22 protein-coding genes are annotated in these 21,184 nt (G+C 73.6%); 7 read left to right on the top strand and 15 right to left on the bottom strand.

The window, feature by feature from the left end:
- Positions 1 to 55: 55 nt before the first annotated feature.
- Positions 56 to 1,714, top strand: a complete 1,659-nt coding sequence (locus DEJ46_RS03265) for an FAD-dependent oxidoreductase (RefSeq protein ID WP_150264066.1) — start codon at positions 56 to 58, stop codon at positions 1,712 to 1,714.
- Between the two features lie 49 nt (positions 1,715 to 1,763).
- Here DEJ46_RS03265 and DEJ46_RS03270 read toward each other — a convergent pair whose 3' ends face one another.
- Positions 1,764 to 2,342, bottom strand: a complete 579-nt coding sequence (locus DEJ46_RS03270; RefSeq protein ID WP_150264067.1) for a Type-2Aa cytolytic delta-endotoxin — start codon at positions 2,340 to 2,342, stop codon at positions 1,764 to 1,766.
- A gap of 93 nt (positions 2,343 to 2,435) precedes the next feature.
- On the bottom strand, positions 2,436 to 3,266 hold the full coding sequence (locus DEJ46_RS03275; protein WP_150274057.1) for a LysR family substrate-binding domain-containing protein: 831 nt from the start codon (positions 3,264 to 3,266) through the stop codon (positions 2,436 to 2,438).
- 92 nt (positions 3,267 to 3,358) lie between these two features.
- On the opposite strand from DEJ46_RS03275, the gene DEJ46_RS03280 reads away from it, so the two are divergent.
- The 3 genes from DEJ46_RS03280 (at position 3,359) to DEJ46_RS03290 (ending at position 5,580) form a co-directional block, all read left to right on the top strand.
- On the top strand, positions 3,359 to 3,778 hold the full coding sequence (locus DEJ46_RS03280; protein WP_150264068.1) for a DUF5997 family protein: 420 nt from the start codon (positions 3,359 to 3,361) through the stop codon (positions 3,776 to 3,778).
- Positions 3,779 to 3,866: 88 nt separating this feature from the next.
- Positions 3,867 to 4,844, top strand: coding sequence for a universal stress protein (locus tag DEJ46_RS03285; RefSeq protein ID WP_150264069.1), 978 nt, complete (start codon positions 3,867 to 3,869; stop codon positions 4,842 to 4,844).
- 235 nt (positions 4,845 to 5,079) lie between these two features.
- Entirely contained in the window at positions 5,080 to 5,580 is a 501-nt protein-coding gene (locus DEJ46_RS03290) for a nucleotide triphosphate diphosphatase NUDT15 (protein WP_150264070.1), read from the top strand.
- 9 nt (positions 5,581 to 5,589) lie between these two features.
- On the opposite strand, the gene DEJ46_RS03295 is transcribed toward DEJ46_RS03290, so the two are convergent.
- Entirely contained in the window at positions 5,590 to 6,279 is a 690-nt protein-coding gene (locus DEJ46_RS03295) for a formylglycine-generating enzyme family protein (RefSeq protein ID WP_150264071.1), read from the bottom strand.
- 119 nt (positions 6,280 to 6,398) lie between these two features.
- Between DEJ46_RS03295 and DEJ46_RS03300 the strand changes: the two genes are divergently transcribed.
- Positions 6,399 to 7,199, top strand: a complete 801-nt coding sequence (locus tag DEJ46_RS03300) for a VOC family protein (protein WP_150264072.1) — start codon at positions 6,399 to 6,401, stop codon at positions 7,197 to 7,199.
- A 102-nt stretch (positions 7,200 to 7,301) separates the two neighbouring features.
- On the opposite strand, the gene DEJ46_RS03305 is transcribed toward DEJ46_RS03300, so the two are convergent.
- The 12 genes from DEJ46_RS03305 to DEJ46_RS03360 form a co-directional block, all read right to left on the bottom strand.
- Entirely contained in the window at positions 7,302 to 8,846 is a 1,545-nt protein-coding gene (locus tag DEJ46_RS03305) for a hypothetical protein (RefSeq protein ID WP_150264073.1), read from the bottom strand.
- 117 nt (positions 8,847 to 8,963) lie between these two features.
- On the bottom strand, positions 8,964 to 9,158 hold the full coding sequence (locus DEJ46_RS03310; protein WP_141297606.1) for a hypothetical protein: 195 nt from the start codon (positions 9,156 to 9,158) through the stop codon (positions 8,964 to 8,966).
- Positions 9,159 to 9,279: 121 nt separating this feature from the next.
- Complete coding sequence (locus tag DEJ46_RS03315) at positions 9,280 to 9,906, bottom strand: hypothetical protein (RefSeq protein ID WP_150264074.1); 627 nt, start codon at positions 9,904 to 9,906, stop codon at positions 9,280 to 9,282.
- Positions 9,903 to 10,574 (bottom strand): ABC transporter ATP-binding protein, encoded by a 672-nt coding sequence (locus tag DEJ46_RS03320; RefSeq protein ID WP_150264075.1) that lies wholly within the window; start codon positions 10,572 to 10,574, stop codon positions 9,903 to 9,905. Before DEJ46_RS03320 ends, DEJ46_RS03315 begins: the two co-directional genes overlap by 4 nt.
- Positions 10,567 to 11,616, bottom strand: coding sequence for an ABC transporter ATP-binding protein (locus DEJ46_RS03325; protein WP_150264076.1), 1,050 nt, complete (start codon positions 11,614 to 11,616; stop codon positions 10,567 to 10,569). Before DEJ46_RS03325 ends, DEJ46_RS03320 begins: the two co-directional genes overlap by 8 nt.
- Positions 11,613 to 12,449, bottom strand: a complete 837-nt coding sequence (locus tag DEJ46_RS03330) for an ABC transporter permease (RefSeq protein WP_150264077.1) — start codon at positions 12,447 to 12,449, stop codon at positions 11,613 to 11,615. The genes DEJ46_RS03325 and DEJ46_RS03330 overlap by 4 nt, the downstream gene beginning before the upstream one ends.
- Positions 12,442 to 13,434 carry an ABC transporter permease gene (locus DEJ46_RS03335; protein ID WP_150264078.1) on the bottom strand — a complete coding sequence of 331 codons (993 nt, stop codon included), beginning with the start codon at positions 13,432 to 13,434 and terminating at the stop codon, positions 12,442 to 12,444. The genes DEJ46_RS03330 and DEJ46_RS03335 overlap by 8 nt, the downstream gene beginning before the upstream one ends.
- The gene (locus DEJ46_RS03340; RefSeq protein ID WP_150264079.1) at positions 13,431 to 15,050 is read right to left on the bottom strand and encodes an ABC transporter substrate-binding protein; all 1,620 of its coding nucleotides are present in this window, start codon (positions 15,048 to 15,050) and stop codon (positions 13,431 to 13,433) included. The genes DEJ46_RS03335 and DEJ46_RS03340 overlap by 4 nt, the downstream gene beginning before the upstream one ends.
- A 111-nt stretch (positions 15,051 to 15,161) precedes the next feature.
- On the bottom strand, positions 15,162 to 16,259 hold the full coding sequence (locus DEJ46_RS03345) for an acyl-CoA dehydrogenase family protein (RefSeq protein ID WP_150264080.1): 1,098 nt from the start codon (positions 16,257 to 16,259) through the stop codon (positions 15,162 to 15,164).
- Positions 16,256 to 17,491, bottom strand: coding sequence for an acyl-CoA dehydrogenase family protein (locus DEJ46_RS03350; protein WP_150274059.1), 1,236 nt, complete (start codon positions 17,489 to 17,491; stop codon positions 16,256 to 16,258). Before DEJ46_RS03350 ends, DEJ46_RS03345 begins: the two co-directional genes overlap by 4 nt.
- Positions 17,492 to 17,523: 32 nt before the next feature.
- Positions 17,524 to 18,492: an NADPH:quinone oxidoreductase family protein gene (locus DEJ46_RS03355; protein ID WP_150264081.1), complete on the bottom strand. Its 969-nt coding sequence runs from the start codon at positions 18,490 to 18,492 to the stop codon at positions 17,524 to 17,526.
- A gap of 68 nt (positions 18,493 to 18,560) precedes the next feature.
- On the bottom strand, positions 18,561 to 19,151 hold the full coding sequence (locus DEJ46_RS03360) for a helix-turn-helix domain-containing protein (protein WP_150264082.1): 591 nt from the start codon (positions 19,149 to 19,151) through the stop codon (positions 18,561 to 18,563).
- Positions 19,152 to 19,218: 67 nt separating this feature from the next.
- On the opposite strand from DEJ46_RS03360, the gene DEJ46_RS03365 reads away from it, so the two are divergent.
- Both DEJ46_RS03365 and DEJ46_RS03370 read left to right on the top strand, forming a co-directional pair.
- The gene (locus DEJ46_RS03365) at positions 19,219 to 20,208 is read left to right on the top strand and encodes an NAD(P)/FAD-dependent oxidoreductase (RefSeq protein WP_223834482.1); all 990 of its coding nucleotides are present in this window, start codon (positions 19,219 to 19,221) and stop codon (positions 20,206 to 20,208) included.
- A 192-nt stretch (positions 20,209 to 20,400) separates the two neighbouring features.
- A complete protein-coding gene (locus tag DEJ46_RS03370; RefSeq protein ID WP_150264083.1) occupies positions 20,401 to 21,174 on the top strand; it encodes a VOC family protein in 774 nt (257 codons plus the stop codon).
- Positions 21,175 to 21,184: the final 10 nt, after the last annotated feature.

Raw genomic sequence — 21,184 nt, forward strand, 5'->3', positions numbered from 1 at the left:
CGCCGGCCCCATCCGACCCCCGCCCCGTCTCCCGCACCAGAGTCGAGCCGACGACATGACCTACACCATCACCCAGACCTGCTGCAACGACGCGACCTGTGTCGCCGTCTGCCCGGTCAACTGCATCCATCCGACGCCGGAGGAACCGGACTTCGGGACCACGGAGATGCTCTACATCGACCCGAAGTCCTGCATCGACTGCGGGGCCTGCGCCGACGCCTGCCCGGTCGACGCGATCTTCCCGGCGGACCGGCTCACGGGTCGTCTGCGGGAGTACGAGGCGGTCAACGCGGAGTACTACGCCGACCGCACGCCCGCGCCGGCCAAGGCCTCACCCACCTTCCACAGCTGGGGCGAGCCGGCCTTCCGCCGCTCCCTGCCCTCCGACTTCGCCCCGCTGCGGATCGCCGTCGTCGGCACGGGCCCCGCGGGCATGTACGCCGCCGAGGACCTGCTCCTGCACACCAACGCCGAGGTCACGCTGATCGACCGGCTGCCGGTGGCCGGCGGTCTCGTCCGCTACGGCGTGGCGCCCGACCACCCGGCGACCAAGGGCGCCGGGGAGACCTTCGCCCGCTTCCACACCCACCCCCGTGTCCGGCTGCGGCTGGGTGTGGAGATCGGCCGGGACGTCACCGTCGAGGAACTCGCCGCGCACCACGACGCGGTGGTCTACGCGGTGGGCGCACCGGCCGACCGGCGGCTCGGCATCCCCGGCGAGGACCTGCCGGGCAGCGTCTCCGCGAGCTCGGTCGTCTCCTGGTACAACGCCCACCCGGAGACCGGCCCGGACGCGGTCGACCCGCCGGCCGGGCGGGTGGTGGTCGTGGGCAACGGCAACGTGGCCCTCGACGTCGCCCGCGTCCTCGTCACGGACCCCGGCTCCCTCGCCGCCACCGACATCGCCGACCACGCCCTCGCCGCGCTGCGCGGCGCGCGGGTGCGGGAGGTGGTGCTGCTCGGCCGCCGGGGCCCCGAGCACGCGGCGTACACCTCGTCCGAACTGCTCGCCCTGAAGCACCTGCCGGGGGTCGAGCTGCTCGTCGACGACCGGGACCCGCGCACCGGCGAGGCCATCGACTCGGCCGCGCCCGGCGACAAGGCCGCGCTCCTGCGGGACGTGCCGCGCGAGACGGTGGACTGGGCGCGGGAGCCAGCGCAGGACCGGCACCGGATCGTCCTGCGCTTCCACTCGGCACCGGTCGAGGCGGTCGGTACGGAGCGGGTGCGGGCGGTCCGGGTGACGGAGGAGGGCGCGCCGGCCGGCCCGGAGATCGAGGCGGGCCTGCTGGTCCGGGCGATCGGCTACCGGGGCGTCCGCCTGACCGGCCTGCCGTACGACGAGGCCACCGGCACCGTGCCCCACGAGGCCGGACGGGTGACCGGACTGCCCGGCGGCTATGTCGTCGGCTGGATCAAGCGAGGGCCCACCGGGGGCATCGGGGCGAACCGGGCATGCGCGGAGGAGACGGTCGGGACCCTGCTCGCGGACGCGGTCGCGGGCGCGCTGCCCTCCCCCACGGGCACCTCGCAGGCCTTCCGCAAGCTGGTGCGGAGCCGCAGCACGGGTCTCGTCGACGCGCGCGGTCTCGCGGCCATCGACCGCACCGAGCGGGCACGGGGCCGGGAGACGGGACGTCCCCGGGTCAAGCTGGCGACGGTCCCGGAACTCGTCGCGGCGGCACGGGCGGGACGGTGGCTCCGCCCGGTCTGAGGCGAACGACGTCTGCGGTGTCCGGCCCGGGACGGCGGGCCGGGCCGGCTCAGACGGCGACGGTCGGTGCGTGGCGGACCAGGATCGCGTTGAGCCGGACGGCGAAGGGGACGACGTCCGTCAGCTCCAGGGTGGTGGCCTCGGCCTTCGGCAGCTCGACGGTCACGTCGACGCAGAAGGCGAGGGCGTAGATGTCGTCCCCGGTGTTCTCGTCCTGAAGGGCGAAGAACAGGTCGCGGTAGAAGCGGGTGCGCTGCTCGGACTCCTCGTAGAAGGAGAGTCCGGGCTGCCCCTCCTGCCCGGCGAGCCCGGTGAAGGCCTCGACGAGCTCCCGCTCGACGGTCCCCCAGAAGCCCGCCTCCGCGTACTCCGGGGGCAGGGCCTGCCGGACGGCCTCCTTCAGGGAGAGAACCATGACGAGGACGGGAGCGTGCTCCTGGAGCCCCCACCCCCGGACCTGCCGCACGACGGTGGTGTCGGGGACGGCCGCGGCGGCCGTCCGTATCGCCTCGAAGTCGAAGTTGACGGTCGCGGGCGCGATCGCCTCCTGGAACACCCGGTCGATGGACCGGGCCCGTTCGAGATGGTCGGGCCCCACCTCGACGACGGTCCTGAAACTGGCGGCCAAAGCTCCTCCTGGGTGATCTCGATGATCAGGAGGGGTCAGTATGCCGAGGCTCCGCCGCCCCGGTGAGCACCGTCCGCCGTGCGGACAGGGGGCTCAGCCGCGGCCCCGGCGGGGCTTCGCGGCCTTGCCGCGGCCGGCGCCACCGGAGCTGCCGCCCTTACGGGCTGCCGCGCCCTTCCCGGCGGTACGCGCGCCCCCCTTGGTGCCGACGTGCTTGGGACCGCCCTGCTTGGCGCCGGCCTGCTTGGCGCCGCCCGACCTGGCGGGCTTCTGGTCCTTCCGCGGCTGCTTCTGGCCCTTCTGGGCCTCGGCGCGACGGCCCCGGGTGCTGTTCACCGTCCGGCCGCGGACGATCCCGATGAACTCCTCGACCAGGTCGGGGGCCTCGTCGGCCGCCGGCCACGACAGGGCCACGCGCGACTGCGGGACGTCGTTGAGCGTCCGGTAGGTGAGGTCCTTGCGATGGTGGAGCCGGGCCAGGGACTGCGGTACGGCGAGCAGGCCCACGCCGGCGGCGACGAGGTCGATCGCGTCGGCGGTCGTCTCGGGCCGCTCGTTCGCGGGGCGGCCCGGCGGCTGCTCCCAGCCGAGGGTGTCGTCGAGCGGGTGCAGGACGAGCTCTTCGGCGAGGTCCGACGCCCAGATCTCCTCGACCTCCGCGAAGAGGTGGTCCTTGGGGACGACGACGACCGTGGTCTCCGTGTAGAGCGGGATGGCGCTGAGGTCGTCCCGGTCGACGGGCAGCCGCACGAGTCCCGCGTCCGCGGCCCCGTCCCGGAGCGCGCCGAAGGCCTCGGCGGGCGTCACGGCGAGGAGGGTCAGCGGCACGTCGGGCAGGCGCTCGTTCCAGATCCGCACCCACTTCGCGGGCGTCACTCCCGGCACGTAGGCGAGCCGGAAGGCGGGGGTGGAAGGGGAAGGGATGGGGGAATCCGAGGGGGAAACCGCGGGGGAATCGTCCGAGCCTGTCACCCCGCAAGGCTACCGGCTGGCGAACGTGGTCGGAGGTCGCCCGCATGCTCGATACCCTTGACACCATGACGTCGCACCAGAACGCCCAGACGATGAAGCCCGCGACCGCGGCGAAGAAGCTGGGTGTGTACCTCGAAGCCACCCCCGCCGAGTTCCGGGAGGGTGTCGTCTCGCGCGCCGAGCTGACCGAACTCCAGGCCGACCCGCCGGCCTGGCTCCAGGAGCTGCGCAAGAACGGCCCGCACCCCCGCCCGGTCGTCGCCAACAAGCTCGGCGTCTCCATCGCCGGTCTCGCGCGGGGCGGGATCACCGAGGCGCTCACCACGGAGCAGATCGAGGCGATCAAGGAAGAGTTCCCCTCATGGCTGCGCAAGGAGCGGGCCACCCAGTCGGAGGTCCGCGCCGAGACCGTCCGCATCAAGGAGCGGGACGCGGAGCGGGCGCGCCGCGCGCAGGGCGCCTGACCCTCCCCGATTTCCCCACCGGCCCGTACCCGAAGCGATTCGGTACGGGCCGGTGTGGCGTCCGGGCCGGTGCGGGAGGCATGTCCCCATGAGTGACACGAGCACCGCTTCCGAGCCCCCGGTCGTCGTCGGCGTGGACGGGTCCGACCACAGTCTCCGCGCCCTGGAGTGGGCCCTGAGCGCGGGAGAGCTCCTCGGCGCGCCCGTGGTCGTGGCCCATGTCCGCTCCGACGCGCTCCAGCTCGGGGCCGCCCGGATCGCCTCCCTGGGCAAGGAGCCCGAGCTGCCCGACACCGTGCTGAGAGCGGTCAGGACGGTGGTGGAGAAGCGCGGGCACACCGTCCCCGTCCGGTACGCCTCCCTCGACGGGGCGGTGACCGACGCGCTGCCGGCGGCGGCGCGGGGCGGGCGCCTGCTGGTGACGGGCTCCCGGGGGCACGGCGGCTTCGTTTCGCTGCTGGTCGGTTCGACCAGCCGCACGTTGGCGATGACCGCGCCCTGTCCGCTCGTGGTCGTGCCGCACGAGGCCCGTACGGTCGAGCCGGCCGGCGCCCCGGACAAGGGGCGGGTCCTGCTGGGCCTGCACCCCGAGGAGACCCCTGACGAGGTGCTGGACTTCGCCTTCGAGACGGCCCTGCTGCGGGGCGTGCCGCTGGAGGTCGTGACCGCCTTCCGGATTCCTCCGCAGCCCGGCGCGCTGCTCGCGGCCCCGTCCCCCGCGCTCCAGGTGCCGCCGCCGCTGCCGGAGGCCGACGACTCGGCGGAGCTGTTGCGGGAGGCGGAGCGGGAGCAGGAGGAGCGGCTCCGGCCCTTCGCGGAGCGGTGGCCGGCCGTCGAGCTGGCCCCCTCGGTGGTGCCGGGGGACGCGGCGGGGCGGCTCGTGGAGGGTTCGCGGGACGCGGGTCTGGTGGTCGTGGGACGGCACCACCGGCACCGGATCGGCTCGCTGCTCATCGGCTCGGTCGCCCACGCGGTGCTGCACCACGCGCACTGCCCGGTCGCGGTGGTCCCGCCGGCCGGCAGCGGCTCCGGGCACCCCGGGGCTTCCGGGCACTCCGGGACATGACAGTCCCCGGCGGTCCGGGTCGGTTCGCGCGGTCGTCGGCCGTCGCCGACGGCTCCGTGCCCGACCGGCCCCGCCGGGGGCCTGGCCAGAGCCGAGTCAAGGGTCACGCGGGCCTTCGGACGTCTCCGTCGGCGGGTGCGGCTCTTTCCGGTTGTCCGGTGTAAGGACGAGTTTCCTCCTTTTTTCGCCCGATTCAAGGGGTTCTGGGACTTTTGTCACCTGGTAGAAAAGGATCATGTCCACCCCTGAGCAGGCCCCCGCCGCCCGCCGCAACGTCCAGCCGCCCACCGCCCAGGCCTCGCTCGGTGCGGGCGTCGTCGTGACCGACGCTTCCGGCCGGGTCCTCCTCGGCCTGCACCACTCCGGTGTATGGGAGCTGCCGGGCGGCAAGGTCGAGCCGGGCGAGTCCGTGGAGGACGCGGCGGTGCGCGAGCTCGCGGAGGAGACGTCCCTGATCGCGGACGCCGCCGACGTGGAGGTGCTGGGGCTCATCCTGGACTCGGTCACCTCGGCCGAGCTGACCCGGATGACCGTGGCCACGGTGGTACGCGGCTTCCGCGGCACGCCGGCCGTCACGGAGCCGGACGGCATCGCCCGCTGGGAGTGGACGGACCCGGACAGCCTGCCGACGGAGCTGTTCGTGCCCTCGGGCCAGGTCCTGAGGATGTGGCGTCCCGAACTCCCCGTGCCCGACGGTCCGTTCCATCGCTATGCGATGAGCCGCCTGCCCCGCTGACGCCGGCGCTCAGCCCGTCAGGGTGCGGGCGATCCTGAAGCCCACGTCGTCGATGCGGAGGGTGGGGTGGCTGCGGCGCCGCACGGAGGCCCGGCAGCTCCAGCGCTCGTCGAACCAGCCGCCGCCGCGCAGCACCCGGTAGCTCGCGTACACCTCGGCGTCGTAGACGTCCCAGCACCACTCCCAGACATTGCCGAGCATGTCGTGGAGCCCCCAGGCGTTGGGGCGGCGCCCGCCGGTCTCGTGGAGGCGATCCCCGGAGTTCCCCCGGTGCCAGGCGATCTCGTCGAGCGGCCCGTACCGCGCCTCCGTCGTGCCGGCGCGGCAGGCGTGCTCCCATTCGGCCTCGGTGGGCAGCCGGTAGCCGTCGGCGTCGCGGTCCCATGCGACCCCGCCCTGGTCGCCGTCCGGACCGCCGTCCGGGATCCGGTACGCGGGGGTGAGCCCCTCCCGGCCGGAGAGGGCGTTGCAGAAGCGGATCGCGTCGCCCCAGGAGACGCCCTCCACCGGGAGCCGGGCCCCGTGCGCGCTGCTCGGCCGCTCCCCCGTGACGTGCTCGTACAGCTCCTGGGTGACCGGGGTGGCGGCCAGTCCGTACCCGTCGAGCTCGACCGTCCAGCTGCGCTCGGTGCGCCGGTCGGACAGCGTGACCCGCCCCGCCGGGACGGTGATGATCCCCTGCTCCGCGCTCGTCTTCATGGGTGCATGATCGCAGCAGGAACACGCCGTCACCTTGCGTCACCGAGCGGTGAGCGGCGGGCCTGGCTAGCGTGGCTCCCAGGAACACGACATCGATCGCAAGAGAGAGAGCCACCGTCATGGCCGCACGACCTGAAGGCACGCCGGTCTGGACCGACGCGATGTTCACCGACGTCGAGGGCGCCAAGGTGTTCTACGGCGACGTGCTCGGCTGGACCTTCGGCGAGTCCTCCACGGAATACGGCAACTACACGCAGGCGTACAAGAACGGAAAGGCGGTCGCGGCCGTCGTGCCGCCGATGCCGGGGCAGAACGGAGAGCCGCAGTCGGCCTGGTGTCTGTACTTCGCCTCGCCGGACGTCGGCGCGACGGCGGAGAAGATCAAGTCGGCGGGCGGCACGATCCTCATGGAACCGATGCAGGTCGGCACCTTCGGGTCGATGTGCCTGGCCAAGGACCCGACGGGCGCGACGTTCGGCATCTGGCAGCCCGGAGACCACACGGGCTTCGAACTGGAGGGTGAGACCGGCTCGTACGCCTGGGCCGAGGTGTTCACCCGGGAGCCGGCCAAGTCCGACGCCTTCTTCACCGCCGTCTTCGGCTACAACGCGAAGAAGATGCAGGACGAGCACATCGACTACAAGGTCTTCGACCTGGGCGGCGAGATGCCGGTCCTGGGACGGATGAAGATGACGGACGAGGACTTCCCGCCGGAGATCCCCCCGTACATCCAGATCTACTTCGCCGTCGACAACTGCGACAAGGCCGTCGAGGCGGCCGAGCGCCTCAACGGCAAGAAGGCCTTCGGACCGATGGACAGCCCGTTCGGCCGGTTCGCGGTGATCCACGACCCGCAGGGCGCCCCCTTCGCGGTCATCGACCTCAGGACCACGGTCGGTGACGTGCCCGAGATGATCTGAACCACCGGACCACCGGCAGGGCCGGCGCGGCGCCACGGGGCGCCGCGCCGCCGTGCGTCAGGCGCCGTCGCGGACGGCGACGATGCCGTTGAAGACACCCACCTACGCGGTGCCGTCCGGACCGATGGTGATCGGCGCCCAGTGGTTGTCGTAGGCGAGCCCCGTGCCGGTGAAGCGGGAGAAGGCCCGCTTCCCGGTGCGGAAGTCGACGGCCGTGAGGTACCAGGCGTCGATGCCGAAGGAGTGGGGGCGCTTCTCGTAGAAGTAGAGCAGCCCGTTGGCGGTGGAGAGCTTCGGGACGGTGGAGGGCGAGCGGACGTCGCTCTCCCAGACAATGTCGCAGCCGCTGCCGTCGGCGCGGACGTCGATGCGGGTCGCGCCGCCGACGACGCTGCGGCCGAGCGTGACCGTACTCGTGTTCTCGTAGCCGTAGTTGTTCTCGACGACGAGGCTGTTGCCCCAGCTGATCAGGGAGTTGTCGGTGGTGGAGGCCCCGGAGCGGAAGACCGGGACCTTGCAGACGAGCCGCTCGGCGGCGGGGACGTCGGCGCCGCGCCGGTAGACGAGGACGTTCATGCGGTCGTCGGCGTTGTCGGTGATCGCGACGTACTGGTCCCGGTCGCCGAACAGGTCGGGGGTGGTTCCCGAACCCTGGTTCACGGAGCCGGGCTTGGTGCCGGTCCCCCGGTCGTACGTCTGGCGCCACTCGACGCGCGGGGTGCCGTCGGCGTCGGCGCGGAAGCCGTACAGGGCGTGGTCGGTGACGATGGATGCGCCGTCCTCGGCGACGGAGAAGGAGTTCTGGATCTCCTCCCCGTCGAGCCTGATCGCGCGGAGCGCGCCCGTCGCCGGGTCGACGGTGCCGACGCGGCCGAGCCGGGTGACCCACCAGATGCGGCCGTCCCAGTCGGGCATGACGGAGGTGACGGGGTCGCAGACGCCGCTGGGGAAGAGATTGGTCCAGGTGACGCAGTCGTGCGGGACGAGGGAGGTGAGGTCCCAGTCGTTCACGACGACGAACTCCCAGGCTCCGTCGGCCTTCTGGCGGTGGGCGATGCGCAGGACGTGCTGGCGCGAGTCGGCGAGGACGACCCGGTCCTGGTCGTCGAGGTAGAAGTAGGCGCCGCCGGAGGTGTCCTTGAAGATCTTCTCGAAGTCGAGGCGGGTGATGGCCTCGACGGTCGAGGAGCGCTGCGGCAGCTTGTACTCGGCGAGGGTGTCGAGCGTGCGCGGGTCGAGCAGCTTCAGGAGGAAGCCGCTGAAGGTGCCGCAGACGGTGACGAGGCGGCCGCCGGAGTCGAAGGTGACGGTCGCACATTCGCCGCCGATGGGGGCGATCTTCTCGCTGTCGACCTTCGGGTCGCGGCCGAGGGGTCCAGAGTAGGGGTGGGTCCCGCTGCCGGCCCCGTCGGCGTGCATGCCGCTGCGCCCGTTGGGGGCGAGGTACGGGTGCCGGGCGGGGGCCTTGCCGGGCACGGGCCGGGCCGTGGCGGGGGCGCCCTCGTAGTGGTCGACGAGGCGGTGGCCGATGGCGAGGGGTATCTCCTCGGCCTGGGCGACGGGGGCGGCGCCCGCGAGGAGGGTCGCGCTCAGCGCGGCGGTCAGCGCGAGCGCGCGTGCTCGTCTTCGGGGCGGATGCGTGGTCACTGCGGCTCCTCGGGTTGCTGACAGTCTGTCGCGCCGGCCGCCGACGCTAGGCCCGAGTCCGTGAGATGTACATGCAACTGCCGTGTGTTTCACAGGCAGTTCACGGCACTGAAACGATCACGGTTTCAGGCTGGAGACCACGTTGGCGGTGGCGGCGACCCCGTTGTGGATCGTGGGCGCCACGCTGGTGCCGGCGAGGAAGAAGCCGAGCAGGGCGCAGGTGAGCGCGTGGGTGACCTTGAGTCCGCCGCTGCGCAGGAAGATCACGGCCAGTACGAGCAGGAGCACCACGACAGAAATGGAAACGGCCATCGCCTTCACGTCCCTCCGTCGCCGCACCGGAATTGCGGCGTTCGGCGGACAGTGTGGCGGAATGACCCGTCCGTCCGGACGTATGGCGGGGCGGCCATACGGGTGGGATTTCGGTCGGGTGTCAGCCGCCGAGGCTCTCGGCGATGCTCGGGTGGCGCACCGCGTCGAGCTCCGGGTCGGCGAGCAGTGCCGCGACGAGCGTCGCGTCGCCGAAGACCTCGGTGGCGCTGAGGTCCCAGTCCGTCAGGACGAGCCAACGGCCGTCGGCGGCCCACCAGGTGGCGGGGAAGCGGAACTCCGGCATGGCGTCGTGGTGGGCCAGGGCGTCGCCGAGCCGGCCGCGCCACATGCCCTGCTGTCCGCCGGGAGGCGTCGCGACGACGGCCTGGGCGGCCCCGCAGGGGGTGTCCGGTCCCTGCGGCCCGCTGCGGACCAGGTGCTCGACCAGGCGGGCCAGGGACGCGCGGTCCAGCTCCGCCGGGTCGGGCCCTTCGAGCCCGTCCATCCCCTCCACGCCCTCGAAGACCAGGTAGGACAGGGTGCCCGGCCAGTCGGCCAGGCGCCGCCGGGCCCGGCCGAGCACCTCGTCCCAGCGGAGCCGTACGGGACCGTCGTGGACGCTGTGGAGGATCCAGCAGCGGGCCTCGTAGCCGCCCTCGGGTTCGTAGCCGCAGTCGGCCTCGGCCAGTGCCGCGCGCAGGCCGTCGAGGGGGTCGTCCTCGGCGGCGCGCGTCCAGGGGGTGGTCACCGGGTCTCCTTCGGCGGCAGGCAGTCCTTCCACTCCACCGTACGGTCGCACCAGTGGTTCAGCAGGACGCGGTCGTGGCCGACGGCGAGGAGGCCCGCGCCGCTCCCGGCGCGGTAGGTCTCGACGGCGGCGACGAGTGCGGCCGTGGTCGACGCGTCGAGCATCGCGGTCATCTCGTCGCAGATCAGCCAGCGCGGGCGCAGGGTCAACGCCCGTGCCAGGCAGGCGCGTTGGAGCTGGCCGTCGCTGACCTCGTGGGGGCGGCGGGTGAGCAGGTCGGCGGTGAGGCCGACGGCGGGGGCGAGTTCGGCGATCCGGGCGTCCGCCTCGGTACGGCGGCCTGTGGCGCGGAGGGGTTCGGCGATGATCTCGGCGAGGGTCAGCCGTGGGTCGGCCGCGGTGCGGGGCTGCTGGAACACGACGCCGACGGCGGTGCGGAGTTCGCGCGGTGCGCGGTGGCGCCAGGCGCGGATCTCGGTGCCGTCGAGGACGAGGCGGCCCGCGTCGGGCCGGTGGAGGAGGGCGGCGACCCGGGCGAGGGTGGACTTGCCGCAGCCGCTGGGGCCGAGGAGGCCGACGGACTCGCCGGGGGCGACGGTGAGCGAGGCGCCCCGGAAGACGGGGGCGCGGCGCTCGTATCCGGCGGTGACGGTGTCGAGTTCAAGCACGGGGGTGCTCCGGGTGGTGGCAGGCCACTCCGGCGCGCGGCTCGGGGCGGGTGGCGCAGTGGTGGGTGGCCAGGGGGCAGCGCGGGGCGAAGGCGCAGCCGTCGGGCAGCGCGGAGAGCTCCGGGGGCATGCCGGGGATGGGGGTGAACGCCCGGTCGGGGAGGGCGTCGAGGAGTCCGCGCGCGTACGGGTGGCGGGGCCCGGCGGCGCCGAAGAAGCGCTGGGCGGGGGCGATCTCGACGATCCGGCCCGCGTACATGACGGCGACGCGGTCGGCGACGCGCGCCGCGGCGGCGAGGTCGTGGGTGATGAGGAGCAGGCCCCGGCCCTCGTCGACGTGGCGGCGCAGTTCGTCGACGGTGCGGTCGACGAGCTCCCGGTCGAGGCCGGTGGTCGGTTCGTCGGCGAGGAGGAGGCGGGCGTCGCCGATGAGAGCGAGTGCGGTGGCGGCCCGCTGGGCGAGTCCGCCGGAGAGTTCGTGCGGGTACCGGTCGAGGTGGCCGGCCGGGAAGGCGGCCCGCTCGGCGGCGTCCTCGGCGGCCTTGCGCCGCGCCCGGCGCGGGGTGCCGGTGAGGGCCCGTACGGTCTCCTCCAGCTGGGACCGCACGGTGCGGACGGGGGTGAGGTGGGCGGCGGGGCTCTGGGGTACGAGCCCGACGCGTCGACCGCGCACGGTGCGGGCCAGGGTGTTCTCGTCGGCGGCGAGCAGGTCCGTGGGCCCGGCTCCGGCTCCGGGGAGGCTCGCCAGCAGGGCCGTACCGGAGGCTTCGGCATTGCCCGGGAGCAGCCCGAGGAGGGCGGAGGCGAGGACGGACTTGCCGCAGCCGCTCTCGCCGACGAGGGCGAGGCACTCCCCCGCGCCGAGGTCGAACGCGGCGTCGCTGACGGCGGCGACGCTCCGCCCGCCGCGCAGCCGGAAGCGGACGGTCAGGTCCCGGACGCTGAGGACGGCGTCCTCGGCCCTCCCCCTACCTGCGGCGGGGGGACCCCCAGCGCTGACGGCCTCCAGGGCGCGCAGGACCGTGGGGTCGGCGGCGTTCACAGCATCAGCTCCGATCGGCGGCGCGGATTGAGCCGGTCGCGCCAGACGCCCGCGAGTCCCGCGATGGCGAGGGTCGGCACGATGAGGAGGAGGCCGGGGAAGAGCGTCGGCCACCAGTCTCCGGCGAGGAGGGAGGAGCGGGCGTTCTGCACGAGGTTGCCGAGGCTCGCCTGGTGGCTGGGGAGGCCGAGGCCGAGGAAGGAGAGCGCCGACTCGTGCCACATGGCGTGCGGGATCATGAGGACGGCGGCCAGGCCCGCCTGCGGCAGGACGGCGGGCAGCAGGTGCCGGACGGTGACGCGCCACCGCGAGGCTCCGCCGGAGACGGCGGCGTCCACGAAGGGCCGGGTGCGCAGCGAGAGGACCTCGGAGCGGACGATCCGGGCGGTGGAGAGCCAGTGGGTGACGGCGACGGAGGCGATGACCGGCCAGACGCCCGGCCGGAAGAGGGCCACGACGAAGATGCCGAGCAGCAGGTGCGGCACGGACGAGAAGGCGTCGACGAGCCGCATGAGGCAGCGGTCGGTCCAGCCGCCGAGCGCTCCGGCGGCCGCTCCGACGACGGTGCCGACGACGGTGGCGACGAGCGCGGCGACGAGCCCGACGAGGAGCGAGATCCGCAGCCCGTGGACGCAGCGCAGGAGCAGGTCGCGGCCGAGGTCGTCGGTGCCGAAGGGGTGGCCCCAGGACGGCGGGAGGAGCTTGCGCGAGAGGTCGACGGCCTGTTCGTCGAGCTGCACGAGCGGGGGCACGAGGAGGACGGCGAGGAGGACGACGCCGACGGTCACGGCCGAGGTCCACAGCCGCAGGCGGTGGGTGCGCCGGTCAGCCATCGAAGCCCACCCTCGGGTCGGCCAGTCCGTACAGCAGGTCGGAGAGGAGGTTGCCGAGCAGCACGGCCGCGGTGGCGAGGACGGTGAGCGCGGCGAGCAGCGGGAAGTCGACGGAGGTCGCGGCCTGCACGGTGGCGGCGGCGATGCCGGGCCAGCTGAAGACGGTCTCCACGAGCAGCGCGCCGGTGATGAGCTCGGGGACGCGGGAGCCGACGAGGGTGAGCATCGGCAGCATCCCGGAGCGCAGGGCGTGGCCGGTGAGGACGGTGCGCCGGCTGAGACCTCGGGCGCGGGCGCCGCGCACCGGGTCCTCGCCGAGGGCGTCGCCGACGCCCTGGCGGACGTACAGGAAGAACCAGGGCAGCTGGGAGATCCCGAGGACGAGCGCCGGCAGCACGAGGTGGCGGGCGACCTGGTCGGCGGTGACGGTGTCGCTGGCGGTGTCGGTGAGCCCGCCGGCCGGCAGGACGCCGAGCTTCAGGGCGAAGAACCAGATCGCGAGGAGGCCGAGCCAGAAGGCGGGGGCGGCTTCCAGGGTGTACGCGGCGGAGCTGACGGCCCGGTCGAGGAGGCCGCCGCGGCGGCGGCCCGCGAGGACGCCGAGGACGGTGCCCAGGACGATGGCGATGAGGAAGGCGGTGGCGGCCAGGAGGACGGACCAGCCGAGGCGTTCGGTGATGACCTCGGCGACGGGCCGGCGCATGACCGAGGAGTCGCCGAGGTCGCCGGTGACGGCGGCGGTGAGCCAGTCCCACCACCGGGTGAGGAGGGGCTGGTCGGCGCCGAGGTTGGCGCGGAGCTGGTCGAGGTTCTCCTGCGAGGCGGTGAGTCCGGCGGTGCCCGCGTAGGCCTTGACGGGGTCGAAGGGGGAGGCCGCGGCGACGGCGAACACCGCGAACGTGACGGCGAGGAGGACGGGGACGGCGGCCAGGGCGCGCCGTCCCGTCATCCGCGCCATGGCCCCCCAGGGGAGGCGGCGCGTCACTTCTTCGCTTCTCCCGTGCTCTTCTTCGGCTTCCAGGACTCGACGTTCCACCAGGGGCCGGAGGCGAGGCCGTGGTCGTGCGGCTCGATCTGGGTGTTCAGCCCGTCCCAGCTGTCGTCGACGACGTACAGGTGGTCGATGTGGGTGAGGAAGGTGTAGCCGGGGTTCTTCGCCAGCTCGCGCTGGACGGTGTCGTAGGCGGCCTTCCGCCGGGCGGGGTCGTTCGTGCGGCGGCCGTCGTCGAGGGCCTTGTCGACGGTCCTGTTGTCGTACCAGGCCATGTTGTTGAAGCCGTCGCCGGCGAGGGAGGACTTCAGGAGCAGGTACTGGTCGAAGTCGGGGTCGCCGGGCGACCCGCCGCCGGCGAGGACGGCGTCGGTCTTCATGCGGGGCTCGATGACCTCCCAGGTGCCCGCCTGGGTCGTGATGTCGATGCCGGCCTTCTTGGCGTCGGAGGCGTAGGCGAGGGCGTGGTCCTGGCGCAGCTTGTCGCCGGAGAGGTACCAGAGCGGGAACTCGGCGCGGACGCCGTTCTTGACGCGGACGCCGTCCGGTCCGGGCTTCCAGCCGGCCTCGTCGAGGATCTTCCGGGCGCCTGCGAGGTCGTGGCGGCGCTCGGTGCCCTTCGCGAACCAGGGGCTGTCGGTGGGGACGGGCCCGTAGGCGGGCTTGCCGGCCCCTTCGAGGATCTTGTCGACCATCGCCTGCCGGTCGACGGCGATGTCCAGGGCGCGGCGGACGGCGGTGTCCCCGGCGACCTTGTTGTGGGTGGGGAGGGTGACCGTGCGGTAGTCGTACGTCTTCGCCGCGTACGTCTTCTTCGCCTTGTCGCCCTCGAAGCCCGCGGCGAGGTTGGGCGGCAGGATGGCGCCGTCGAGGTCGCCGGCGCGCAGCCGGGTCGCGCGGACGTCGTCGTCCTTGACGACGGCCATGGTGAGCTTCTTCACCGGGGGCGCGCCGTCCCAGTAGGTGGGGTTGGCCTTGAAGGTGAGCTTCTCGCCCTTGGACCAGCCGGTGAGGACGTACGGGCCGGTACCGATCGGCTTGGTGGTGAAGGCGCCGGTGTTGACGTCCTGCTTCGCGGCGACGTGCTCGGGCGCGATGGCCTGGACGGTGCGCTCGGCGAAGGGCGCGTAGGGGTACTTCAGGGTGAAGACGACGGTGTCGTCGCCGACCGGTTCGATCTTCTTGATCGCGTCGAGCTCGGTGCGGGAGGCGTTGTTCGTCTTCGGGTCGAGGATCGTCCGGTAGGTGAAGACGACGTCCTTCGAGGTGAAGGGCGTTCCGTCGCTGAAGGTCACGTCGTCGCGGAGGGTGTACGTGTACGTGAGCCCGTCCGCGGTGATGTGCGGCAGCTTCACGGCGAGGGCCGGCCGCAGCTTCATGTCGGCGTCGAAGGCGAGGAGGCCGTCGAAGATCTTGGAGTTGCCGTCCTTGCCGTAGCCGAGGAGGGGGCTGAGCGTCTCGGGCTCGTAGGCGACGCCGACGACCGCGGAATCCTTGGGGCCGCCGGAGGCCCCGGCGGTGGAGCCGGGGTTCGTGCAGGCCGCCGCGGTGAGGGCCACGGCCCCCGCGAGTATCGCGGTGGCCGTGCCGCGGATGGATCGGGCGGTCATCGTGTCCACACCCCTTTTGGAGATCAACTGTTATTGCGAACAGCATGCAATTAAACAGCATGTAACGGGGTGTGGACACAGTGGCCCCTTACCGGGCCCCACGGCCCGCGCCTACCGGGCTCCGATGACCTCCGCGGTGGGCGCCGGGAGGTCCACCAGGGCGGCGATCGCGTCCTGGTGGCGGCCCGCCGAGCCCAGGGCGAGCTGGTCGGACTTGGCCCGCTTCAGCGCCAGGTGCGCGGGGTGCTCCCAGGTCATGCCGATCCCGCCGTGCAGCTGGACGCACTCCTCGGCGGCCCGGACGGCCACCTTGGAGCAGTAGGCCTGGGCGACCGCCACCGTGAGCGGGGCGTCCGGGCTGCCGGTGGCGAGGGCGTCGGCGGCGGCGCGCGCCGCCGCCCGGGCACCCACGACGTCCAGCCAGAGCTGGGCCATGCGGTGCTTGAGCGCCTGGAAGGAGCCGACCGGCCGGTTGAACTGGTGGCGCTCGCGGGTGTGCCGGACGGTCTCCTCCAGACACCACTCGGCCAGGCCCAGCTGCTCGGAGGCGAGCAGGCCCGCGCCCGCGAGCAGCCCGCTGCGGATCGCGGCGGCGGCCTCGTCCGGCCCGGCGAGCCGGGTGCCGCTCCCGGCCTCCGTGGTCACCTTCGCGAGGGGGCGGGTGAGGTCGAGCGGGGTCTGCGGCTCGACGGTCGCCTCGGCGGCCGGGACGGCGTAGAGGCCGTCGGCACGGGAGACGAGGAGGAGGTCGGCGGCGCCGGCGTCCGCGACGCCGGTGACGGAGGGCGCGGTGGACGGCTCCGCGTAGGGGGATGCCGGCAGGGGTACGGCGAGGACGGCGACCGTACGGCCGCTCGCGAGTTCCGCGAGGAGCTCGGCAGCCGGGACGGACTCCCCCGCGAGCGCGAGCAGCGTCTCCGTGGCCACGACCGCGCTCGTCAGGTACGGCGCCGGGGTCACCGCGCGCCCCAGCTCCTCCAGGACGACGGCGGCCTCCCGGTGGCTCGCGCCCTGGCCGCCGAGCTTCTCGGGTACGAGGAGTCCGGCGGCACCCATGTCCCCCGCAAGCGCCTTCCAGAGGCCGGGGACGTAGGGGCTGTCCGTCTCGATCCGCGCCAGGACGGCCTGGTGTCCGGCCCTGTCGGCGAGGAGGGCGCGGACGGCGGCCCGCAGGTCGTCCTCGGTCTCGGAGTAGAGCAGGTCGCTCATCGGCTCAGGTCCTTCCAGGCGACGTCCTTGTCGTTGCGGGGCTCGGAGGGCAGACCGAGGACCCGTTCGGCGACGATGTTGAGCAGGACCTCGGTCGTGCCGCCCTCGATCGAGTTGCCCTTGGAGCGCAGGTAGCGGTAGCCGGCGTCGCGGCCGGTGAAGTCGACGAGGTCGGGACGGCGCATCTCCCATTCGCCGTACAGGAGGCCCTCCTCGCCGAGGAGTTCCACTTCGAGCCCGCTGATGGCCTGGTTGAGCCGGGCGAAGCCGAGCTTCATCGCGCTGCCCTCGGGGCCCGGCTGGCCCGCGACGAGCTGCTGACGGAGCCGCTCGCCGGTGAGCCGGGCCACCTCGGCGTCGACCCAGAGGTCGAGGAGACGCCGGTGGAGGTCGTGGGTGCGCAGCTCGGGGCGTTCGCGCCAGGTGGCGGCCGCCTTCCCGATCATGCCGCCCTCGCGCGGGATGCGGGCGCCGCCGATGGAGACCCGTTCGTTCATGAGGGTGGTCTGCGCGACCCGCCAGCCGTCGCCGACCTCGCCGAGGCGGTGGGCGTCGGGAATCCGGACGCCGGTGAGGAAGACCTCGTTGAACTCCGCCTCGCCGGTGATCTGGCGCAGCGGCCTGACCTCCACGCCGGGGTCGGTCATGTCGCAGACGAAGTAGGTGATGCCCCGGTGCTTGGGCACGTCCGGGTCGGTGCGGGCGATGAGGATGGCCCAGCGGGCGACGTGGGCGCTGGAGGTCCACACCTTCTGGCCGTCGACCACCCAGCCTCCCCCACTCTCGGCTTCGCTCGAGCGGGAGGTGCCCCCACGCGCCCGGACGGCGCGGGTGCCGAGCGCGGCGAGGTCGGAGCCGGCGCCGGGCTCGCTGAAGAGCTGGCACCAGACCTCCTCCCCCACCCACAGGGGCCGGAGGAAGCGGCGCTTGACCTCGTCGGATCCGTAGGCGAGGAGGGTGGGGGCGGCCATGCCGAGGCCGATGCCGATGCGGCGCGGGTCGTTGTCGGGGGCGCCCGCGGCGGCGAGTTCGGTGTCGACGACGGCCTGGAGGGCGCGGGGCGCGGCGAGTCCGCCGAGGCCCACGGGGTAGTGCACCCAGGCGAGTCCCGCGTCGAAGCGCGCACGCAGGAAGTCGGTGCGGTCGGTGGTGGCGGGCGGGTGGTCGGTGAGCAGCTTGCGGGTGAGGGCCCGGAGTCGCTCGGCGTCGGTCGGGCGGTGGGTGTCGGTCACGCGCTCGGTGTCGGTCACACGCTCGGTGTCGGTCACGCCGAGGCTCCTTCCGGGAGGACGACCAGGCGGCCGGTGGTGGTGCCGCCGGCGACGCGCTGGACGGCGTCCGCCGCGCCCGCGAAGGGGACCCGCTCGCCGATGAGCGGCTTGACGAGCCCCTTCGCCGCGTAGGCGGTCAGGGTCTCGTGGCAGCGGCCGATCGAGGCCGGGTCCTTCGCCGCGTACAGGCCCCAGTGGAGGCCGAGGACCGAGTAGTTCTTCACGAGGGCGTGATTGAGGGCGGGGGCGGGGACGGTGCCGCTCGCGAAGCCGACGATCACGATCCGGCCCTCGAAGGCGACGCACTTGGCGGACTGCTGGTAGGCCTCGCCGCCGACGGGGTCGTAGATCACGTCGGCACCCCGGCCGCCGGTCGCGGCCTTGACGGCGGCGACGACGTCCTCGGAGCGGCGGTCGATCACCAGGTCGCAGCCGAGGGCGCGGGCGACCGCGGCCTTCTCCGGTCCGCCGACGACGCCGATGACGGTGGCGCCGGCCGCCTTGCCGAGCTGCACGGCGGCGCTGCCGACGCCGCCCGCCGCCGCGTGGACGAGGAGGGTCTCGCCCTCCTGGAGGGCGGCGCGGCGGTGCAGGCCGAACCAGCCGGTCTGGTAGCCGATGTGCAGTGCGGCGGCCTCGGCGTCGTCGAGGCTCTCGGGGGCGGGGAGCAGTCCGGCGGCGTCGGCGAGCGTGTACTCGGCGAAGCCGCCGTGCGGGAGGGCGGCGGTGGTGATGACCCGGCGCCCGTCCTCCGTCTCGGCGCAGACCTCGACGCCGGGGGTGAAGGGCAGCGGGGGCCTGATCTGGTAGTGGCCGCGGCAGAGCAGCGCGTCGGGGAAGTTGACGTTCGCGGCGCGGACCCTGAGGAGGACCTGCCCGTCGGCGGGCGTGGGCGGCTCCACCTCCTCGCGGCGCATCACCACGCCGGGTTCGCCGTTCTCGTACACACGCCATGCCTGCATCCGGAAGCCTCCTCCGTACCGAGCGGTCGGTGGCATACTAAGCGGTCGCTTGTCTCCGGGGGAACCGCTCAGCCCGACTTCTTCGGACGCGCCCTGACGTGCATGCGCTCCCCCTGCGGCCCGAACAGGCTCAGGAACTCCACCGGCCCGTCGGCCGTCGGCCCGAACCAGTGCGGGACGCGCGTGTCGAACTCCGCGGCCTCGCCCGCGGCGAGGACGACGTCGTGCTCGCCGAGGACGAGCCGCAGCTTCCCGGAGAGCACGTACAGCCACTCGTACCCCTCGTGGACGCGCGGCTCGGGGACCTCCGTGGGCTTCTCCTGGATCACCTTGTACGCCTGGAGCCCGCCGGGCTGCCGGGTCAGCGGGTACATCGTGCGGCCGTGGCGCACGATCGGCCGCGCCTTGACCCGGGGGTCGCCGACGGCGGGGGCGCCGACCAGCTCGTCGAGGGGCACCTGGTGGGCGCGGGCGAGCGGGAGGAGCAGTTCGAGGCTGGGCTTGCGCTGCCCGGACTCCAGCCGGGAGAGCGTGCTCACGGAGATGCCGGTGGCGGCGGAGAGCTCGGCCAGGGTCACCCCGCGGTCGCGGCGGACACGGCGGAGCCGGGGGCCCACCTCGTTCAGTACGGCGTCGATGCGGTCGTCGTCTTCGGTCATGCGGCCATTCTTGCAGAAATGGCAAGAACCTTTGCCGTTCTCTCCGATGCGGGGCGACCCTCGGGCCATGAGAGCGAGCGTGAGGAGCACGGAGATGACCTGCCCGGAGCAGACGAAGGACCGGTACGACGTCGTGGTGGTCGGCGGTGGTGCGGCCGGACTCAGCGCCGCGCTGGTCCTGGGGAGGTCGCGGCGCCGCACCCTGGTGGTGGACGCGGGCGAGCCTCGTAACGCCCCGGCGCGGCACATGCACGGTGTCCTGTCCCGGGACGGGGAGAGCCCCGCCGCGTACCTGGCGGCCGGTCGGCGCGAGATCGCCGCGTACGGGGTGGAGTGGCGGGCCGGCCGGGTGACGGGCGCGGAGCCGGACGGGCGCGGCGGATTCACGGTCTCCCTCGCGGACGGTACGGCCGTGGGCGCGCGGCGCCTCGTCGTCACGACCGGGCTGGTCGACGAGCTCCCGACGATCGACGGGGTCGCGCAGCGGTGGGGGCGGGACGTGCTGCACTGCCCGTACTGCCACGGCTGGGAGGTCCGCGACCGGGCCTTCGGGGTGATCGCGCACCCGGCGATGCCGGCGCACCAGGCGCTGATGGTCTCCCACTGGTCCGCGGACGTGGCTCTCTTCCTGCACACGGCCGGCGAGCTCTCCGCCCACGACGCGGCGCTCCTCGACGCGGCCGGGGTCACGGTGGTGGAGGGCGAGGTGGCGGGGCTCGTGGTCGAGGACGACCGGCTGACCGGCGTCCGGCTCGCCGACGGCCGGACGGTCGCCCGGTCCGTGGTCTTCGTCGGGGCCGACCGTCTCGTGGCCCGGGACGGCGTCCTGCGGCAACTGGGGGCCGCGCTGCGCGAGACGCCCTTCGGCGAGTTCGTGGCGGTGGACGGGTCGGGCCGCACGAGCGTGCCGGGCGTCTGGGCCGCGGGGAACGTGACGGGCCCGCAGGAGCAGGTGGTCGACGCGGTCGCGCTCGGCTACCGGGCCGGCGTGACGATCAACAACGAGCTGCTGCTCGGCGACCTGGAGGACGCGGTGGCCGGTCGGCCGCGCGGATGAACCGGTGGCGCTGCGGCTGCGCCGCCGCGACGCAGGGGTGAGGATCGGTCATGGTGGCCGGAAGCCGACGGGACCAGGACCCGTCCGGCGGATCGGGGTCGGCAGGACTCACCCTGGCGGCGCGGCCGGCAGGACTCACCCTGACGGCGCGGCTCCGGCAGTCTCGGACGACGGAAGGACAGGACACCTCCCATGCTCGGTACGCAGTTCACCACGGGTTCCCCCAGTTGGATCGACCTCGGCAGCCCCGACACCGAGGCCGCCGCCGCGTTCTACGGCGCCGTCCTCGGCTGGGAGTTCCGCTCGGCGGGACCGGACGCCGGCGGCTACGGCTTCTTCCAGCAGGACGGCCTCACGGTCGGCGCGCTCGGCCCGCTCACCGAGGAGGGCGCGAGCAGCGCCTGGACGGTGTACTTCCAGACACCGGACGCGGACGCCACACAGAAGGCGGCAGAGTCCGCGGGCGGCACCGTGCGCCTCGCGGCGTTCGACGTCATGGACGCGGGCCGCATGGCGGCCCTCACGGACCCGGGCGGCGCCCAGTTCGCGATCTGGCAGCCGGGTACGGTCCAGGGCCTGGAGCGGACCTCCTCGACCAACACCCTGGTCTGGGCCGAGCTCCACGTCGCCGACCCGGAGGCCGTGCTCGCCTTCTACCGGACGCTGTTCGGCTGGCGGTGGGCGGAGATGGAGGCGCCCGGCATGACGTACCGGGTGATCTCCACCGCCGCGGGCGACCAGGAGGACGCCTCCTTCGGAGGGGTCGCCGAGCTGCAGGGGAAGACGCCGCACTGGATCCCGTACTTCGCGGTCGAGGACGCCGACGCGACGGCCCGGACGGCCCAGGGCAACGGCGGCTCGGTCCTCATGCCGGCGGCCGACATCCCCGACGTCGGCCGCATCGCCTGGCTCGCCGACCCCTTCGGCGCGCCCTTCGCGGTACTGAAGCCGGCGCCGATGGGGTGAGCGGGAGCCG

Origin of the sequence: Streptomyces venezuelae (genome assembly GCF_008642375.1) — a bacterium.
Classification (GTDB): Bacteria; Actinomycetota; Actinomycetes; order Streptomycetales; family Streptomycetaceae; genus Streptomyces; species Streptomyces venezuelae_G.

Bases quoted from the DNA above. Each gene is read 5' to 3' on its own strand.
- DEJ46_RS03285 (WP_150264069.1), top strand. From the start codon at position 3,867: ATGAGTGACACGAGCACCGCTTCCGAGCCCCCGGTCGTCGTCGGCGTG.
- DEJ46_RS03345 (WP_150264080.1), bottom strand. From the start codon at position 16,259: ATGAGCGACCTGCTCTACTCCGAGACCGAGGACGACCTGCGGGCCGCC.
- DEJ46_RS03280 (WP_150264068.1), top strand. From the start codon at position 3,359: ATGCTCGATACCCTTGACACCATGACGTCGCACCAGAACGCCCAGACG.
- DEJ46_RS03300 (WP_150264072.1), top strand. From the start codon at position 6,399: ATGGCCGCACGACCTGAAGGCACGCCGGTCTGGACCGACGCGATGTTC.
- DEJ46_RS03295 (WP_150264071.1), bottom strand. From the start codon at position 6,279: ATGAAGACGAGCGCGGAGCAGGGGATCATCACCGTCCCGGCGGGGCGG.
- DEJ46_RS03265 (WP_150264066.1), top strand. From the start codon at position 56: ATGACCTACACCATCACCCAGACCTGCTGCAACGACGCGACCTGTGTC.
- DEJ46_RS03365 (WP_223834482.1), top strand. From the start codon at position 19,219: ATGAGAGCGAGCGTGAGGAGCACGGAGATGACCTGCCCGGAGCAGACG.
- DEJ46_RS03340 (WP_150264079.1), bottom strand. From the start codon at position 15,050: ATGACCGCCCGATCCATCCGCGGCACGGCCACCGCGATACTCGCGGGG.
- DEJ46_RS03330 (WP_150264077.1), bottom strand. From the start codon at position 12,449: ATGGCTGACCGGCGCACCCACCGCCTGCGGCTGTGGACCTCGGCCGTG.
- DEJ46_RS03360 (WP_150264082.1), bottom strand. From the start codon at position 19,151: ATGACCGAAGACGACGACCGCATCGACGCCGTACTGAACGAGGTGGGC.
- DEJ46_RS03370 (WP_150264083.1), top strand. From the start codon at position 20,401: ATGCTCGGTACGCAGTTCACCACGGGTTCCCCCAGTTGGATCGACCTC.
- DEJ46_RS03290 (WP_150264070.1), top strand. From the start codon at position 5,080: ATGTCCACCCCTGAGCAGGCCCCCGCCGCCCGCCGCAACGTCCAGCCG.
- DEJ46_RS03310 (WP_141297606.1), bottom strand. From the start codon at position 9,158: ATGGCCGTTTCCATTTCTGTCGTGGTGCTCCTGCTCGTACTGGCCGTG.
- DEJ46_RS03355 (WP_150264081.1), bottom strand. From the start codon at position 18,492: ATGCAGGCATGGCGTGTGTACGAGAACGGCGAACCCGGCGTGGTGATG.